This is a genomic window from Kitasatospora sp. NPDC038210, from assembly GCF_055600605.1.
The window spans coordinates 27,499-42,839 of record NZ_JBVJYK010000012.1 but is presented as its reverse complement, the minus strand read 5'-3'; the positions used below and the strand labels follow the sequence as shown (position 1 = coordinate 42,839).

Below are 15,341 nucleotides of genomic sequence, written 5' to 3'. Positions count from 1 at the left end.
GAGTTGTGCCCACGAGGCGGCAGTCATGTCCGTTGACCAGATGGAGAGTTGATGACCACCACGCTGCGAAGGCTGTTGGTTTCCACCCTGCTGATACCGCTGCTCGCGTTCGGCGGCCTGGCGTCCCCGGCGCTGGCCGCCGACGCCCAGGCCGCCCCGGAGGCTGGGGCGGCCCACGGCCGGAGCCCCGCCGACGACCCGAACGCCGACATCAAGGCCCGCCTGGCGGCCATCCCCGGGGTGACCATCACCGAGGAGAAGCCGACCGACGCCGACCACCGCTACTTCATCGCCACCTACACCCAGCCGATCGACCACCTCCGGCCCTGGCTGGGCACCTTCCAGCAGCGCTTCAGCCTGCTGCACCGGGGCTACGACCGCCCGACCGTCTTCTACACCAACGGCTACACGCTGGGCACCAACCCGTCCCGCACCGAGCCGACCCGGCTGGTGGACGGCAACCAGGTCTCCATCGAGTACCGGTACTTCACCCCCTCGCGCCCCGAGCCGGCGGACTGGACCAAGGCCGGCATCCGCCAGCAGGCCGCCGACTCGCACCGGCTGGTGACCGCGCTCAAGCGGATCTACCAGCAGGAGTGGCTCTCCACCGGCGCCAGCAAGGGCGGCATGTCCTCCACCTTCTACCGCCGCTTCTACCCGGACGACGTGGCCGGTACGGTCGCCTACGTCGCGCCGAACAACACCGACGTCAACGACTACGCGGCCTACACCGAGTTCTTCCGCACCGTCGGCACCCAGGAGTGCCGGGACCGGCTGAACGCCGCCCAGCGCGAGCTGCTGGTGCGCCGCGACCGGCTGGAGGCCCGCTACGTCGCCGACAACAAGGCGGCCGGCTCCACCTTCAACACCCTCGGCACCCCGGACCGCGCGTACGAGGCGGGCGTGCTCGACGTGGTCTGGGCGTTCTGGCAGTACAGCCTGGAGGCGGACTGCGCCAAGGTCCCGGTGGCCGCCACCGCGACCGACGACGAGCTGTACGCCTGGTTCGACGCCCAGTCGGGCATCACCGGCAACAGTGACCAGTCGCTGGCGAAGTACACCGCGTACTACTACCAGGCCGCCACCGAACTGGGTGCGCCGTTCTTCGACGTCTCGTACCTCAAGGACGTGCTGCACTACGACTACAAGGAGCTCTACTCGGCCCGCTCCTACGTGCCGAAGGAGATCCCGACCGTCTTCAACCCGTACGCGATGCCCGACATCGACCGCTGGGTGAAGCGCGACGGCGAGCGGATCATGTACGTCTACGGGGGCAACGACCCGTGGGGCGCCAAGCCGTTCCGTCTCGGCCGGGGCAGTGAGGACAGCTACGTCTACACCGTGCCCGGCGGCAACCACGGCTCCAACATCGGCAAGCTGCCCGCCGCGCAGTCCGCGGAGGCCACCGCGAAGGTGCTGGAGTGGGCCGGCCTGGGCGATGCGGACGCCGCCCGCTCGCTCGCCAAGTCGCCGCGGTCGATCCCGGCCTTCGGTCCGCTGGACGTCGAGGGGCAGCGCCTGGAGCAGGAGCGCCACCCCCTGTAACGCCTGAGCGAACCGGGCCACCCGAGACAGGAGGCCGCCCCGCTGCCCGGGGCGGCCTCCCTCTGTCGCCGGGAGCCGTCCTCCGAAGCCGTCCGCCGGGACGCCGCCCCCCGAGGCTCCCGCAGAACCCCGTCCTCCGAAGCCGGCCCCGAAGTCGTCCCCCGGGGCTCCGGCAGAACCCCTCCGCGGAAGCCCTCCCCGAAGCGGTGAATCAGTGCTTCAATGCTTCCATGGCCTACCGTCGCACGCCCGCCGTACAAGCCCGCCTGGACGCCCAGCGGGAGGCGGTGCTGCAGTCGGCGGTCGGGCTGCTCGCGGAGCGCGGTTACGGCGGGTGCACGATGGCCGCCGTCGCGGACCGGGCCGGCATCGCCACCGGGAGCCTCTACCAGCACTTCGCCAACAAGGCCGAGCTGTCGGTGCAGTTGTTCCGCCGGGTGGTCACCCGCGAGATCGACGCGGTCAACGCGGCCGTCGCCCTGTGGGACACTCCGCAGCGGCGGATCGCCGCCGTGGTCGAGACCTTCGCCGCCCGCGCCCTGCGCGCCCCCCGGCTGGCGTACGCGCTGCTGGTCGAGCCGGCCGACGCGGTGGTGGACGGGGAGCGCCTGGTGTTCCGGCGGGCGTTCCGCGACGTGATCGCCACCGAGATCGCCGCGGCCGTGGCGAGCGGCGAACTGCCCGAGCAGGACCCGGTGCTGACCGCCGCGGCCCTGGTCGGCGCGGTCGGCGAGGCGCTGGCCGGCCCGCTCTCGGCCATGCCCGAGAGCCACGGGGTCACCGACCCCCGGAGGGCCACCGCCGGGGTGGTCCCCGCCCTGGTCTCCTTCACCCTGCGTGCCCTGGGAGGACGCGATGACAGCGACGCATGAGGTCACCAACCAGGTGCCCCTGCCGTACGGACACGACACCGCCGCCGACCCCGCCCTGCTGGCCGCCCTGCAGCGGTCCGGTGCCGGCTGGGCCGAGCCGGAGCTGCGCGAGCTGGGCCGGCTGGCCGGCTCCGAGCAGGCCGCCGAGTGGGGCCGGCTGGCCAACGAGAACCCGCCGGTGCTGCGTACCCACGACCGCTTCGGTCACCGGATCGACGAGGTGGAGTTCCACCCGTACTGGCACGAGCTGATGCGCACCGCCGTCTCGTACGGTCTGCACGCCGCACCCTGGCGGGACGAGCGCCCCGGCGCCCACACCGCCCGCGCCGCCAAGTTCTTCGTCTGGGGCCAGGTCGAGGCCGGCCACACCTGCCCGGTCTCGATGACCTACGCCGCCGTCCCGGCGCTGCGCGCGAACCCCTCCCTGGCGGGGGAGTGGGAGGCGCTGCTGGCCGCGAAGGAGTACGACTTCGGGCTGCGCGAGCCGGGCACCAAGCGCGGGCTGATTGCCGGCATGTCGATGACCGAGAAGCAGGGCGGCTCGGACGTCCGCACCAACACCACCACCGCGGCCCCGCAGCCGGACGGCACCTACCGGATCACCGGCCACAAGTGGTTCACCTCGGCGCCGATGTCCGACCTGTTCCTGACGCTCGCCCAGGCCCCGGGCGGGCTCAGCTGCTTCGCGCTGCCGCGCGTCCTCCCGGACGGCAGCCGCAACCGCCTGCACCTGATGCGGCTCAAGGACAAGCTCGGCAACAAGTCCAACGCCTCCGCCGAGCTGGAGTACGACGGCGCGGTCGGCCTGCTGGTCGGTGAGGAGGGCCGCGGGGTGCCGACCATCATCGAGATGGTCAACATGACCCGCCTGGACTGCACCATCGGCGCCGCCTCCGGCATGCGCTACGGCGCCACCCGCGCCGTCCACCACGCCCTGCACCGGCGGGCGTTCGGGAAGGCGCTGGTCGACCAGCCGCTGATGCGCAACGTGCTGGCCGACCTGGTGGTGGAGTCCGAGGCCGCCACCACCGTCGCGATGCGGCTCGCGCAGTCCACCGACCTCGCCCTGGCCGGGGACGAAACCGAGGCGCTGGTACGGCGGTTGGGCCTGGCGGTGGCCAAGTACTGGGTGTGCAAGCGCGGTCCGGCGCACTCCGCCGAGGCGCTGGAGTGCCTGGGCGGCAACGGCTACGTGGAGGAGTCCGGGATGCCCCGGCTCTACCGCGAGGCGCCGCTGGTGTCGATCTGGGAGGGCTCCGGCAACGTCGCCGCGCTGGACGCGTTGCGCGCGATGGCCAAGCGCCCGGAGAGCGTGGAGGCCTTCCTCGGCGAGATCGACGCCGCGGCCGGCGCGGACCGCCGGCTGGACGCGGCCGTCGCCGCGCTGCGCAAGGAGCTCACCGACCTGACCGACCTGGAGTACCGCACCCGCCGGCTGGTGGAGTCGATGGCGCTGGCCTTCCAGGGCTCGCTGCTGGTCCGGTACGGCCACCCGGCGGTGGCCGACGCGTTCTGCGCCAGCCGGCTGGGCGGCGACCACGGCACGGCCTTCGGCACCCTGCCGGCCGGCGTCGACACCGGGGCGATCATCGACCGGGCCCGTCCGGTGCCGGCGTGAGCGAGGCCGCGGAGGTCCGCGCGTTCTGGCAGGCCCTGGGCCTGCCCGGACTGGTCGACGTGCACACCCACTTCATGCCGAAGAACGTCCTCGACAAGGTGTGGGCGTACTTCGACGCGGCCGGCCCGCTGATCGGCCGGCCCTGGCCGATCACCTACCGCGACGCCGAGGCCGAACGCGTGCGCCGGCTGCGGGAGTTCGGGGTGCGGGCGTTCACGTCCATGCTCTACCCGCACAAGCCGGGCATGGCCGCCTGGCTGAACGCCTGGGCCGTCGACTTCGCCGCGCGCACCCCGGACTGCCTGCACACCGCGACCTTCTTCCCCGAGCCCGGAGCGGCCGGCTACGTGGCCCGGGCGATCGAGGACGGCGCCCGGGTGTTCAAGGCGCACCTGCAGGTCGGCGGCTACGACCCGACGGACCGGCGGCTGGACGAGGTCTGGGGCCTGCTCGCCGAGACCGGCACCCCGGTGGTCACCCACTGCGGATCCGGGCCGGTGGCGGGCAAGTTCACCGGCCCCGGCCCGATCGGTGCGGTGCTGGACCGGCACCCGGGGCTGGTCCTGGTGGTCGCCCACCTCGGCATGTCCGAGTACCGGGACTTCCTCGACCTCGCCGAGCGCCACCTGTCCGTCCGGCTGGACACCACCATGGCGTTCACCGACTTCGCCGAGGCCGACGACCCGTTCCCGCGCGAGGAACTGCCGCGACTGCGCGGCCTGCAGGACCGGGTCCTGCTCGGCAGCGACTTCCCCAACATCCCGTACCGGTACGTCCACCAGCTGGAGGCGCTGGGCGGGCTGGGCCTGGGGGAGGAGTGGCTGCGGGCGGTGTGCCACGACAACGCGGCAGGACTCTTCGGCATCGGGACCGGAGGCTGACCTCCGCGCCGGAGGCCGGCCGCCGTACGGGCGGTCGGCCACCGACGCGGGGCACGACCGCCCGCACCGGGCACGGCCGCCCGAGCGGAGGCCGATCACCGCACCGCGCGCAGGACCTCCAGGGCCCGCGCGTGCAGTCCGGGCGCGGCGACCAGGATGCCGTCGGAGCCGGCCGTCCAGTCCGCTCCGGCGGTGTCCGTCACCGCCGCGCCCGCCTCGCTCGCGATCAGCGCGCCGGCCAGCAGGTTGCCGGCGTCCTGCCCGTACTCCCAGAACAGCGCCAGGTGTCCGGAGCCGACCTGGGCCACCTGCAGCGCGGTCGGGCCGAGGTTGCGCACCGCGAGCACCGCGCCCGCCATCGCGGACAGCGACTCGCCCGCCCGGCGCAGCGCCACCGGGTCCCCGGCCACCTGCGGCGGCTGGCTGGTGGCGGCGACGGTGATCGCCAACTCGCGCTCCAGCGGGGCGATCGGGCGCCCGTCCAGCTCGGCGCCGCCGCCCAGGACCGCCCGGTAGGTCCGCCCGCCGTCAAGCTGCGGCGCGTGCACCACGGCGAGCACCGCGGCACCGTCCCGGACCAGCGTGGCGGTGACCGCCCAGTGCGGGTGGCCCAGCAGGTACTGCACCGCGCCGTCGGTCGCGTCGCACAGCCACCACTCGCCCTCGGCGGGGACCGAACCGTCCAGCTCCTCCGGAACCCAGCCGGCCTGCGGACGCAGCACGCCCAGCTGCTGCCGCAGTTCGGCGGCGGCCGGGCGGTCCAGCTCGGCGAAGCGGGCCCCGGCCTCCTCGACCGTCCGCGCCGTGATCGGCTCGGTGGACCGACGGGCCGCCAGCTTCGCGCCGACCTCGCGCACCGCGTCCTCCACACCCCGGACCAGCGTCCACAGCTCGTTCGTCACGGTGACTCCTCGTTGCTCCCGGGCCGGTCCGCTCCGGCCCCACGGGACAAGGAGTACCGTCAGGGCTGCCGAACAGGACGCACGGGCCGCCAGGAGTGGCGGGGATCGGACACCATGGACCTCTCGACTGCTGATCCGGACGCCGTGCTGGACGCCCTCGACCGCCGCCTGGTCTGCGCCCTGCAGGTGGACGGGCGGGCCGAGCCCGGCCGGATCGCCGAGGTGCTGGGAGTCTCCGCCCGGACGGTCACCCGCCGCCTGGCCCGGATGCGGCAGGCCGGGGTGCTGCGGGTGGTCCGGATGCCCGACGTCGAGGACGCCGCCGTGGGTGCGCTGCTGCTGCGGGTCCGGGTGCTGAGCGGCCGGGTGGACGCCATCGCGCAGGCACTGGCCGACCGCTCCGACGTCCCCTTCGTCGATGTGATGCTCGGCGGCCACGAGGTCGGCGCGGTCGTGCTGACCGACGCCGGTGCCCGCGACCGGCTGCTGTACGGGCAGTTGCCCGCGACCAGTGCGGTCACCGAGACCACCACCCACGCCGTGCTGCACGCTTTCGCCGACGCCGGGCAGTGGCGGGCCGGCCACCTCACCGAGGAGGAGGCTGCCGCGCTCGCCCGGTCCGCCGTGCCCCGCCCCGCCGCGCCCCCGCCCCTGGACGACCTCGACCGCGCGCTGCTGGAGCGGCTGGGCGAGGACGCCCGGCAGGCCCACGCGGCCCTGGCCGCGGCCGTCGGCGCGCCCGAGTCGACGGTGCGCCGCCGCCTGCACCGGCTGGACGAGCTCGGCCTGCTGCGCACCCACGCCACCGTCGACCCGCAGCTGCTCGGCATGGCCGTGGACGCCAACCTCTGGCTGGACGTGCCGCCCGGCCGGCTCGCCGAGGTCGGCACGGCCCTGGCCGGCCACCCGCAGGTGCACGGGGTGTTCGCCACCAGCGGCCCGAGCAACCTGCTGGCCACGCTGTTCTGCGCGGACCACGGTGAGCTGTACCGCTTCCTCGCCGACACCCTCGGTCCGCTGGGGGTCGCCCGGGCCGAGACGACGATCACCGCCCGCGCGGTGAAGCGGGCGGGCGTCCTGCTCCGTCAGCCGCCCCGGCGGCCGTGACGGGGGACGAGGGGAGAGCGGCCGGAGGGGTGCAGGCGCGCACGGCCGGAGGAGGCGGCGGAGGAGGGGGAGGAGAAGGAGGCGGCCGGACGGCCCGTTACCTGCGGGGTAATCGACGCCGGGCGCCGGTCCGGGCAGGGTGGAGGCAGCTCGGTGCGGCCGCCACGGCCCCGGGCCCCCACCCCTGACAGGAGGCGATCCGCCATGTCCGTCCACGCGAACTCCCTCACCCCCGCCCCGCCGGGATCCGCCTTCTCGCCGTGGACGGTGCGCGGCATCCTCGGCCTGGACGCCCTGGTCACCGGCGGCAACGGCCTGGCCTACCTGGCCTTCGCCGGCCCGCTCGGCGACCTGCTCGGCGCGGGCCGCGCCACCCTGGTCGACCTCGGGCTCCTCCTCACCGGCTACGCGGTGGCGGTCGGCGTGCTGGCCACCCGCCGGCGGCCGCCGCGGACGGCAGTGCGGACGGTGATCGACCTCAACCTCGCCTGGGTGGTGCTCAGCCTGGTCGCGATGGAGGTGTGGCTGGAGCCGACCACCGCGGGGTTCGTCTGGATCCCGTTGCAGGCCGCGGCGGTCGGCCTGTTCGCTGTCCTGCAGTTCACCGCGCTGCGCCGGACGGCAGCCGGAGCCGACCCCGGGGTGGGCGGCACCCCGAGCTGACCCCGGGGAGCTGACCCCACGGAGCGGGCCCCGGGAAGCGACCCCGGGAAGCCGACCCGGTGCGGGCGGTCGTTACGGCTGACGCTCCGGCCCCACCGAGGACTGCAGGAACCGCGCCGTCTCCGCGTCGGCCGGGAGGAAGGTCTCCATGGCCAGCTCGGAGACGGTCACGTCCAGCGGAGTGTTGAAGGTCGCGATGGTGGAGAGGAAGGAGAGCACCCGCCCCTCGTGGCGGATCCGGATCGGCAGCGCGAACGGGAAGCCGTCCTCGGCCGGCCCGTCGGCCGTTCCTTCCGCCGGGTCGGCGTCCGGCTCGGGGTAGCCGCGGACCTCCTCGTACAGCTGCCGCAGCGGCTCGGCGTGGACCAGCTCCAGCCGGCGCTCCATCCGTTCCAGCAGGTGTCGCCGCCACTGCCCCAGGTTGACGATGCGTGGCGCCAGCCCCTCCGGGTGGAGGGTGACCCGGACGGCGTTGAGCGGCGGCTGCAGCAGGTGCGGGGCGATCCCGTCCAGGAGCAGTCCGAGCGAGCGGTTGGCCGCCAGCACCCGGAAGCCCCCGTCGACGACGACCGCCGGGTACGGGTCGTGGGCGGCCAGCAGCCGTTCCATGCCGCCGCGCAGCGCGGCCATCGAGGGGTCGTCCAGCGGCGTCTCGGGGTAGTGCGGGGCGTAGCCGGCCGCGAGCAGCAGGGTGTTGCGCTCGCGCACCGGGACGTCCAGCTGCTCGGCGAGTCGCAGCACCAGCTCGCGGCTGGGGCGGGAGCGGCCGTTCTCGACGAAGCTGAGGTGGCGCGCCGAGGAGTCCGCCCGCAGGGCCAGTTGCAGCTGGCTGAGCTGTCGTCGTTCCCGCCAGCCGCGCAGCAGCGGTCCGACCCCGGTGCCCGTCGGGCTGCCCATGCCCGCCATGATCGTCATGGCCCAGGACGGTACTCGAACGAGCCCGCTCCGCGGGAGGGGGCGAGGGGGGATCGGCCGGATCAGACGCCGGTGCTGGAGCCCGGCCGGATGACCATCAGGACCACGACCACGGCCCACAGCAGGTTGAACACCCCGGCCGTCATCGGCAGCAGGCGCAGGCCGTCGACGGCCTTGGTGCGCTGCTCGTCCGCCGGGTCGAGGGCGAGGGCGTCCACGGCGGCCTGCTGGCCGGGCAGGACGAAGAGCAGCAGGGAGAGCGCGGCGATCGCGGTCAGCACCATGGAGACGATGACCCAGGACTGGCCGATCACGTCCATCACCTGGGCCAGGCCGATGCCCAGCACCGGCACGGCGACCCCCAGCAGCGCGTAGACCTGGGTGATCCGGTGCAGGACGCGCAGCACACCGGCGTCGGAGGCCCGGTCCGGGCCGTCGGCCAGCGCGGCCTTCGCCCGGCGCGGGAACATGCTGACGGCCACCGCGACCGGGCCTATGAACAGGACCGAGACGAGGACGTGCAGGCTCAGCAGGAACTTGGCCATGGCGGGGCACCCTTTGGATCCGGTGGGCAGCTGGGGAGCGGGCGCGCGCGGTCGGCGCGCCCACGACCAGGCACGCTAACACCGCTTATTCACGGGCCCACCGCTCGGGTGGGCGGTTGCGGAGGGCCCTCGCCCGCCCCCGCCCCGGCGAGGGCAGCCGCTCAGCCCGCCGTCGTCAGCTCCACGATCCGCGGCGCCGCGGTGCCGACCGCCGCGACGGCGGCGCCGTGCTCCGGGTCCGTCCAGTCGAGCAGGTGCAGGTCCTCGTACCGGCTGCGCAGCGCCTGCCCCGGCGGTACGGCCAGGGGCAGGGCGGAGAGGTCGATCCGGCCGAGGGTGTCCAGGGTGGCCCGCCCGATCTTGATCAGCGATTCCTTGCGCACCCAGAGCCGCAGGAACGCCCGCTCGGGTTCCGGGTCCGCCTCGACCAGGGCGAGTTCCTCCGGGGCCAGCACCCGGCGGGCGACCGCGCCCAGCGAGCCGCCCCGGGCGGCCAGTTCGACGTCCACGCCGATCGGCTGGTGACCGGCGCCCGCGGCGACCACGCCCTTGGTGTGCGAGAGGCTCACGTGCACCCCGGGGTGGTCCGGCAGGTACGGCTTGCCGTGGTCGGCCAGCCCGCAGTCCGGGCACTGCTGGGCGAGCACCAGGCCGGCCGCCGGCACGCCGAGCAGCCGGGCGGCGCAGAGCCGGACCAGCAGGTGCCCGGCGGTGAAGTCGACCCGCCCGGACTCGTGCCGGAAGCGCGCGGCGCGCTCCCTTTCGAGGGCGGTCAGCAGGTGTTCGTCCGCCTCGGGGTGCCGCAGCACGGCGTCGGCGGACGCGACGGCGACGAGCGGCGCGCTCTGGTCCTGGGCCTCGGTGGTCATGCCTCCAACCTAGCTCCACGCCGGGATCCGTCGGCGGGGTCGTCGCCCGGTGGTCGAGGCCCGAGTGCTGCTGCGCCGTCCGGGTGAGTGTTCGGACCCGTTCTGAGGGTCCATAGGTGCGAATAGTCCGATTTAGGGTTGGATGCCCCGGAAATGTGGGATTGACGGCAGATAACACGGAACATGGCAGGTCATTCGGCCTGCCCTTTTCTTATGCGCGGAGGAATTGTCGATGGGTCAGGCCACCGGTTCGCCGGATCACAGAACGACCGCCGTGAGAACGCCCGCCTGCAGCGGCCGCCGCGCCGTCCGGGTGGCGGTGGCCACCGGCGTCGCCGCGCTGCCGCTGGCCGCCGTGCTGACGGTCGGTTCGGCCGCTCCGCTGGCCCCGCCGCTCGGCGCCTGCACCGGACCGGACTGCCCGGCCACCTGGCCGGCGCCGAACAACGGCGACTTCACCGGTCGGGACTCCACCGTCAACGTCTTCACCGGCGGCGACTACACCGTGAACGGCCGCGCCGCCGAGGCCGAGGGCAAGATCGTCGTGCTGGGGGACCTGACCGTCGAGAAGGACGGCGGCGGCGTCTACAACATGGGCGTCGTCGGCGTCGGCTCGCGCGTCCCGCCGCCGGACGGCAGCGACTTCGTGACCACCGGCGGGAACGTCGACGTCCGGCGGGGCAACCGCATCCTGATCGGCGGCAGTGACTCGCACGGCCAGGCCTTCGGCAACCTGCGCCACGCGGGCAGCGTGACCGGCACCGTCAACATCGACCCCACCGGCTGGTCGATCCAGGACGACGCCGCCGCCGCGCCCTACCGGGCGGTGCTGACCCGGATCGAGGAGACCTCCGACTGCGTCGGGCGGGCCACGGCGACCGGCACCGTCGACATCTCCTCCAGCACGGCGACCTTCACCGGCGACGGGACCAGCGCGAGACAGGTCTTCAACGTCACCCGCGACCTCGCCTCGCCGACCGGCGGGCAGATCGGCCTGGTCTTCACCGGCATCCCGGCCGGCGCCACCGTCGTGGTGAACATGCTCGGCGACAGCCCGGTCATCAACACCTACACGGGCACCGCGCTGCCGGGCGACCAGACCACCGGGATGCGCTCGAAGCTGATGTACAACTTCCCGACCGCGACCTCGGCCCGGATCCTCGGCAGTGCCCAGTTCCAGGGATCGGTCCTGGCCGGGAACCCGGCCGGCACCACGACCATCGGCCAGGCGGGCATGAACGGCCGGGTGTACCTGGCGGGCAGCCTGATCCACACCGGCACCGGCGGCTACGAGATCCACAGCTACCCGTTCGACGGGGACCTGCCGGAGTGCACGGTGACGCCCAGCCCGTCGCCGACCTCGACCTCGCCGTCGCCCACCTCCTCGCCGACGTCGCCGGCGCCGACGTCCCCCACCTCGCCGCACCCGACCTCGCCGCACCCGACGTCACCGCACCCGACGTCACCGCACCCGACCTCCCCCAGTCCGAGCCACCACTCGCCGTCGGCCAGTGGGAGCCACCACCACTCGCCGTCGGCCGGCGCCTCGACCTCAAGCTCGGGGCCGGCCCCGAGCAGCCACCACCCGACCTGGCACCCGAGCGGGCAGCCGACCGGCCACCACCCCGGGGACGGCGGTGAGCTGCCCTCCACCGGCGCGGGCAACGCCCCGGTGGTCCTCGGCCTGGCGGGCGTCGGCCTGCTCGGTCTCGGCGGTCTGGCCGTGATGGCCGCCCGTCGTCGCGGCCGCCACAGCTGACGGGCCTGAACGCCAGGACGCCCGGCCGCTGTCCCGGGCCGCCCGAGTCGATCCGATCGGGCGGCCCGGGGCGTTCCCGGGTGTCGGTCCTACCGCGGCGCCGGGTACTTCGCGAGCCCCGAGGCGAGCAGGTCGAAGGCGCGTTCCACCGTCTCCCGGATCCTGTTCCGGACGGCCTCGGCGGGTTCGCCGGCCACGATGGCCAGCCGGATCTCGCCGAGCACCGCGCGGTGGGCCCCCGCGATGGCCCCGGCCACCACGCGGGGGAGCGGGTCGTCCTCCGCGGCTCCCGTCTCCTCGGCCAGCACGGCCGCCAGTGCCGCCTCGGCCCGCTCGCCGAGTTCCAGCAGCCGGGCCCGCAGTGCCGGGCTGTCCGCGACGATCTGCCAGAACGCGGCCATCCGCGGGCTCAGCCCGATCGTCGGCTCCCCGTCCGCGAGCGCGGCCAGCAGGTCCGCCCGGACGGCGGCCGCGGCGGACCTGTCGGGCGTGCGGTGCCGGACCACCTCGGCGAGGTGCGCGACCACCGCGTCCTGCCGGTCGAAGAACAGGTCCTCCTTGGTGGGGAAGTAGTTGAAGACCGTGTTCGGGGAGACCCCGGCGGCCCGGGCCACCTCGACCACCGTGACCCGGTCGAAGCCGCGCTCGGCGAACAGGCCCATGGCGGTGTCGGCCAGGAGTTCCCGGGTCTGCTGCTTCTTGAGTTCACGGAGTCCCATGGCCGGATCCTACGCCAGGACCATGGTGTCACATCAAACTTGCAGTGACACCAAAATTATCCGCTACGGTGGCGGCATGACCTTCACCTTCGGCATCTATCCCGGCGGACTGCTCGGAGACGAGACCGGCGTGCTCGCTCCCGTCCGCCCCGACGACCCGGCGCTGATCACCGCTGCCCTGCGCGAACTCCAGGGCGAGGCAGCCGAGTTCCAGGTCCGCGCCTACCGCTCGTATGCCGATCCGGGACGCGCCCCCGACCGTCCCGAGCAGTACGCCGTCGAGGGGCGGAAGCTCGACCTGGTGCTCCAGTACCGGGACCGCAGCGGGGGGTCGGCGGGCTGGCTGGACTTCGTCCGGCGCACCGTCCGGGCCGAGGGCCACCGGGTCGCGGTGCTCCAGATCTGCGAGGAGCCCAACCTCGACCTGCCGCCCGTCGACGGCAGTATCCCGAACGTCCTCCGGGCGCTGGTGGCGGGCGTGATCGCGGCCAAGGAGGAGGCGTTGGCCTGCGGGTTCGACCGGCTGGCCGTCGGCTTCAACGCGGTGCCGTCCTTCGACCCCGCGGACACCTTCTGGTCCGAGCTCGGCGAGCTCGCCGACGAGCGCTTCCACCGCGCCCTGGACTACGTCGGCGTGGACTTCTTCCCGGACGTCTTCCGCCCCGTCCCGGCGGGCCGGCTCGCCGACGCTGTGCGGGCGGTGGTCACCGGATTCCGGCGGGACTGGCTGCCCAGGGCCGGCATCGGTCCCGCCGTGCCGCTGCGGATCTGCGAGAACGGGTGGCCCACCGGTCCCGGTCGGAGCGAGGCGCGGCAGGCCGAGGTGGTCGAGGAGGTGGTCCGGACGGTCGCCGGGCTGGCCGACGAACTCACCGTCACCGGTTACGCGTTCTTCGCGCTGCGGGACGCAGACAGCGCGGGTGCGGGGCTCTTCCCCCACTTCGGCCTGCTGCGCGACGACTACTCGCGCAAACCGGCCTTCGACACCTACCGGAAGCTCGTGGCCGAACTGGCCTGCTGAGAGGGCTAGTTCGTCTCGAAGAAGCGGGCCACCGTGCGGCGCCGGGCGGCGACGTCGTGCACCGGCTCGCCGACCACCCGCCCGGCCAGGGCGATGGCCAGCTCGCCGACGTCCTGTCGGAGCAGGTCGGCCGCGGTGGCCCGGTCGGCGGCGATCTGCGCGCGGCCGGTGGCCAGCAGGGCGTCCCGGGCGCGCAGGCCCTCGGCGCGGGCCGCGGCGATCGCCGCCGCGCCGCGTTCGGCGTAGTCCTCCCGGATCCGGGCGGCCTCGTGCCGGGCCTCCGCCAGTGCCCGCAGGTGGGCGTCCCGGACGGCGTCGGCCTCGGCTTGCAGGGCCTCCGCGCGTTCCATCCGGCCCTCGGTGGCTTCCCAGCGCTCGGCCTGCACCCGCTCGATGCGGGGGAGCAGGTGCCGGCCGAGCGCCCAGAGGACCAGGAGGAACAGTGCCAGGCCGAGCCCCAGCGGGACCGGTTCGGGCTTGAGCGGGCCGAGTTCGAGGTTCACGCGACCTCCCTGTGGACTGACGTACCGTCAATCGGCAGTCTCCCCTGGGTCGATGGTGATCCAACTCGGCGCGGGCATGACCTTCGTCACGGTGCCGCGCCGGTCCGGGCGTCGGCCCACTGCTGCAGCGGGCCGGCGCCCCGGACCCCACGGCGGCGCCCGGCCTCACCCGGCCTCACCCCGGCCGAACCCGCCTACGTCACCTCGCCCCGGCGGGAGAAGCGCTCCGCCCGCCACTCGCCGCTCTCCAGCACCTCGGCCAGCTGCCGCGCGGCGTCCCACACCTCGGTGTACGAGAGGTAGAGCGGGGTGAAGCCGAAGCGCATCAGGTCCGGCGCGCGGAAGTCGCCGATCACCCCGCGCTCGATCAGCGCCTGCACCACCGGGTAGCCGTCGGCGTGCCGCAGGGCCACCTGGCTGCCGCGCCGGGCGTGCTCGCGCGGGGTCACCACCTCGATGCCGTCCAGGCCCTCGGTCAGCTCGATGAACAGGTCGGTCAGCGCCAGGCTCTTCGCCCGCACCGCCGCGAGGTCGGCCCGCTCCCAGACGTCCAGCGAGGCGCCGAGGGCGGCCTGGCCGAGCAGCGAGGGCGAGCTGGTCAGGAAGCGGCCGATGCCCTGCTTGGGGTCGTACCCGGGCTCGAAGGCGAACGGGCGGGCGTGCCCGAACCAGCCGCTCAGCGGCTGCAGCGGACCCGCCGCCAGGTGGCGCTCGGCGACGTACAGGAAGGCCGGTGCGCCGGGGCCGCCGTTCAGGTACTTGTAGGTGCAGCCGATCGCGAAGTCCACGTTCGCGGCACCGAGTTCGACCGGCAGTGCGCCCACCGCGTGGCACACGTCCCAGATCATCAGCGCGCCCGCGGCGTGCACCCGGGCGGTGATCCCGGGCATGTCCAACAGCTCGCCGGTGCGGTAGTCCACGTGCGAGAGGACGACCGCGGCGACGTCCCCGTCCAGGTGCCGGTCCAGCTCCTCCGGCCGGATCAGCACGCTGCGCGCACCCTCGACCAGGCCGGTCACGCCCTCGGCGATGTACAGGTCGGTCGGGAAGGCCTCGGCGTCGCCGAGCACCGTGCGCCGGCCCGGGCGCAGGCCCAGCGCGGCCGCCAGCACCTTGAACAGGTTCACCGAGGTGGTGTCGCAGACGACGACCTCCGCCGGATCGGCCCCGATCATCGGCGCGATCCGCCGGCCCAGCCGGTACGGCTGCTCGAACCAGCCGGCGTCGTTCCAGCTGCGGATCAGCTCCCGGCCCCACTCCTCCTCGACCACCTGGCGCACCCGCTCCGGCGTGCGCACCGGCAGCGCGCCCAGCGAGTTGCCGTCCAGGTAGATCACCCCGTCCGGCAGCGCGAACTCCTTGCGGAACGCCGCCAGCGGGTCGACGGCGTCCAGCGCCTCGCACTCCTCGCGCGTGGTCATG

At 74.2% G+C, this 15,341-nt stretch carries 15 protein-coding genes; 8 read left to right on the top strand and 7 right to left on the bottom strand.

Annotated elements, in window-relative coordinates; translation table 11 throughout:
* Nucleotides 1-51: 51 nt before the first annotated feature.
* From ACZ7KX_RS23905 to ACZ7KX_RS23890, 4 genes are all read left to right on the top strand, one after another.
* The gene (locus ACZ7KX_RS23905; protein WP_470328237.1) at nt 52-1,545 is read left to right on the top strand and encodes a S28 family serine protease; all 1,494 of its coding nucleotides are present in this window, start codon (nt 52-54) and stop codon (nt 1,543-1,545) included.
* A gap of 230 nt (nt 1,546-1,775) precedes the next feature.
* Complete coding sequence (locus tag ACZ7KX_RS23900; protein ID WP_470328236.1) at nt 1,776-2,417, top strand: TetR/AcrR family transcriptional regulator; 642 nt, start codon at nt 1,776-1,778, stop codon at nt 2,415-2,417.
* Nucleotides 2,401-4,035 (top strand): acyl-CoA dehydrogenase family protein, encoded by a 1,635-nt coding sequence (locus ACZ7KX_RS23895; RefSeq protein ID WP_470328235.1) that lies wholly within the window; start codon nt 2,401-2,403, stop codon nt 4,033-4,035. The genes ACZ7KX_RS23900 and ACZ7KX_RS23895 overlap by 17 nt, the downstream gene beginning before the upstream one ends.
* The gene (locus ACZ7KX_RS23890) at nt 4,032-4,916 is read left to right on the top strand and encodes an amidohydrolase family protein (RefSeq protein WP_470328234.1); all 885 of its coding nucleotides are present in this window, start codon (nt 4,032-4,034) and stop codon (nt 4,914-4,916) included. Before ACZ7KX_RS23895 ends, ACZ7KX_RS23890 begins: the two co-directional genes overlap by 4 nt.
* A gap of 95 nt (nt 4,917-5,011) precedes the next feature.
* On the opposite strand, the gene ACZ7KX_RS23885 is transcribed toward ACZ7KX_RS23890, so the two are convergent.
* Nucleotides 5,012-5,818 (bottom strand): inositol monophosphatase family protein, encoded by an 807-nt coding sequence (locus ACZ7KX_RS23885; RefSeq protein ID WP_470328233.1) that lies wholly within the window; start codon nt 5,816-5,818, stop codon nt 5,012-5,014.
* A 114-nt stretch (nt 5,819-5,932) separates the two neighbouring features.
* Here ACZ7KX_RS23885 and ACZ7KX_RS23880 point away from each other — a divergent pair, with 114 nt between their 5' ends.
* Together ACZ7KX_RS23880 and ACZ7KX_RS23875 are read left to right on the top strand one after the other, a co-directional pair.
* Entirely contained in the window at nt 5,933-6,925 is a 993-nt protein-coding gene (locus ACZ7KX_RS23880) for an Lrp/AsnC family transcriptional regulator (protein WP_470328232.1), read from the top strand.
* A 204-nt stretch (nt 6,926-7,129) separates the two neighbouring features.
* On the top strand, nt 7,130-7,588 hold the full coding sequence (locus tag ACZ7KX_RS23875) for a hypothetical protein (RefSeq protein ID WP_470328231.1): 459 nt from the start codon (nt 7,130-7,132) through the stop codon (nt 7,586-7,588).
* Between the two features lie 72 nt (nt 7,589-7,660).
* Here the strand turns inward: ACZ7KX_RS23875 and ACZ7KX_RS23870 are convergent, their stop codons facing one another.
* The 3 genes from ACZ7KX_RS23870 to ACZ7KX_RS23860 form a co-directional block, all read right to left on the bottom strand.
* Nucleotides 7,661-8,503, bottom strand: coding sequence for a helix-turn-helix domain-containing protein (locus tag ACZ7KX_RS23870; protein WP_470328230.1), 843 nt, complete (start codon nt 8,501-8,503; stop codon nt 7,661-7,663).
* Nucleotides 8,504-8,565: 62 nt separating this feature from the next.
* Nucleotides 8,566-9,048 carry a hypothetical protein gene (locus ACZ7KX_RS23865; RefSeq protein WP_470328229.1) on the bottom strand — a complete coding sequence of 161 codons (483 nt, stop codon included), beginning with the start codon at nt 9,046-9,048 and terminating at the stop codon, nt 8,566-8,568.
* A 161-nt stretch (nt 9,049-9,209) separates the two neighbouring features.
* Entirely contained in the window at nt 9,210-9,917 is a 708-nt protein-coding gene (locus ACZ7KX_RS23860; RefSeq protein ID WP_470328228.1) for a 4'-phosphopantetheinyl transferase family protein, read from the bottom strand.
* A gap of 274 nt (nt 9,918-10,191) precedes the next feature.
* Between ACZ7KX_RS23860 and ACZ7KX_RS23855 the strand changes: the two genes are divergently transcribed.
* Nucleotides 10,192-11,676: a choice-of-anchor A family protein gene (locus ACZ7KX_RS23855; protein WP_470328227.1), complete on the top strand. Its 1,485-nt coding sequence runs from the start codon at nt 10,192-10,194 to the stop codon at nt 11,674-11,676.
* Between the two features lie 89 nt (nt 11,677-11,765).
* Here ACZ7KX_RS23855 and ACZ7KX_RS23850 read toward each other — a convergent pair whose 3' ends face one another.
* Nucleotides 11,766-12,395, bottom strand: a complete 630-nt coding sequence (locus ACZ7KX_RS23850) for a TetR family transcriptional regulator (RefSeq protein ID WP_470328226.1) — start codon at nt 12,393-12,395, stop codon at nt 11,766-11,768.
* 76 nt (nt 12,396-12,471) lie between these two features.
* Here ACZ7KX_RS23850 and ACZ7KX_RS23845 point away from each other — a divergent pair, with 76 nt between their 5' ends.
* Nucleotides 12,472-13,416 carry a hypothetical protein gene (locus tag ACZ7KX_RS23845; RefSeq protein ID WP_470328225.1) on the top strand — a complete coding sequence of 315 codons (945 nt, stop codon included), beginning with the start codon at nt 12,472-12,474 and terminating at the stop codon, nt 13,414-13,416.
* Between the two features lie 5 nt (nt 13,417-13,421).
* Here the strand turns inward: ACZ7KX_RS23845 and ACZ7KX_RS23840 are convergent, their stop codons facing one another.
* A complete protein-coding gene (locus ACZ7KX_RS23840; RefSeq protein ID WP_470328224.1) occupies nt 13,422-13,919 on the bottom strand; it encodes a F0F1 ATP synthase subunit B family protein in 498 nt (165 codons plus the stop codon).
* A gap of 194 nt (nt 13,920-14,113) precedes the next feature.
* The gene (gene kynU, locus ACZ7KX_RS23835) at nt 14,114-15,340 is read right to left on the bottom strand and encodes a kynureninase (protein WP_470328223.1); all 1,227 of its coding nucleotides are present in this window, start codon (nt 15,338-15,340) and stop codon (nt 14,114-14,116) included.
* Nucleotide 15,341 lies beyond the last annotated feature (1 nt).

What these genes read in the sequence shown, in the direction of transcription:
- kynU (WP_470328223.1), bottom strand. Translation starts at nt 15,340, where the DNA reads ATGACCACGCGCGAGGAGTGCGAGGCGCTGGACGCCGTCGACCCGCTG.
- ACZ7KX_RS23865 (WP_470328229.1), bottom strand. Translation starts at nt 9,048, where the DNA reads ATGGCCAAGTTCCTGCTGAGCCTGCACGTCCTCGTCTCGGTCCTGTTC.
- ACZ7KX_RS23850 (WP_470328226.1), bottom strand. Translation starts at nt 12,395, where the DNA reads ATGGGACTCCGTGAACTCAAGAAGCAGCAGACCCGGGAACTCCTGGCC.
- ACZ7KX_RS23870 (WP_470328230.1), bottom strand. Translation starts at nt 8,503, where the DNA reads ATGACGATCATGGCGGGCATGGGCAGCCCGACGGGCACCGGGGTCGGA.
- ACZ7KX_RS23900 (WP_470328236.1), top strand. Translation starts at nt 1,776, where the DNA reads ATGGCCTACCGTCGCACGCCCGCCGTACAAGCCCGCCTGGACGCCCAG.
- ACZ7KX_RS23895 (WP_470328235.1), top strand. Translation starts at nt 2,401, where the DNA reads ATGACAGCGACGCATGAGGTCACCAACCAGGTGCCCCTGCCGTACGGA.
- ACZ7KX_RS23880 (WP_470328232.1), top strand. Translation starts at nt 5,933, where the DNA reads ATGGACCTCTCGACTGCTGATCCGGACGCCGTGCTGGACGCCCTCGAC.
- ACZ7KX_RS23875 (WP_470328231.1), top strand. Translation starts at nt 7,130, where the DNA reads ATGTCCGTCCACGCGAACTCCCTCACCCCCGCCCCGCCGGGATCCGCC.
- ACZ7KX_RS23905 (WP_470328237.1), top strand. Translation starts at nt 52, where the DNA reads ATGACCACCACGCTGCGAAGGCTGTTGGTTTCCACCCTGCTGATACCG.
- ACZ7KX_RS23860 (WP_470328228.1), bottom strand. Translation starts at nt 9,917, where the DNA reads ATGACCACCGAGGCCCAGGACCAGAGCGCGCCGCTCGTCGCCGTCGCG.
- ACZ7KX_RS23845 (WP_470328225.1), top strand. Translation starts at nt 12,472, where the DNA reads ATGACCTTCACCTTCGGCATCTATCCCGGCGGACTGCTCGGAGACGAG.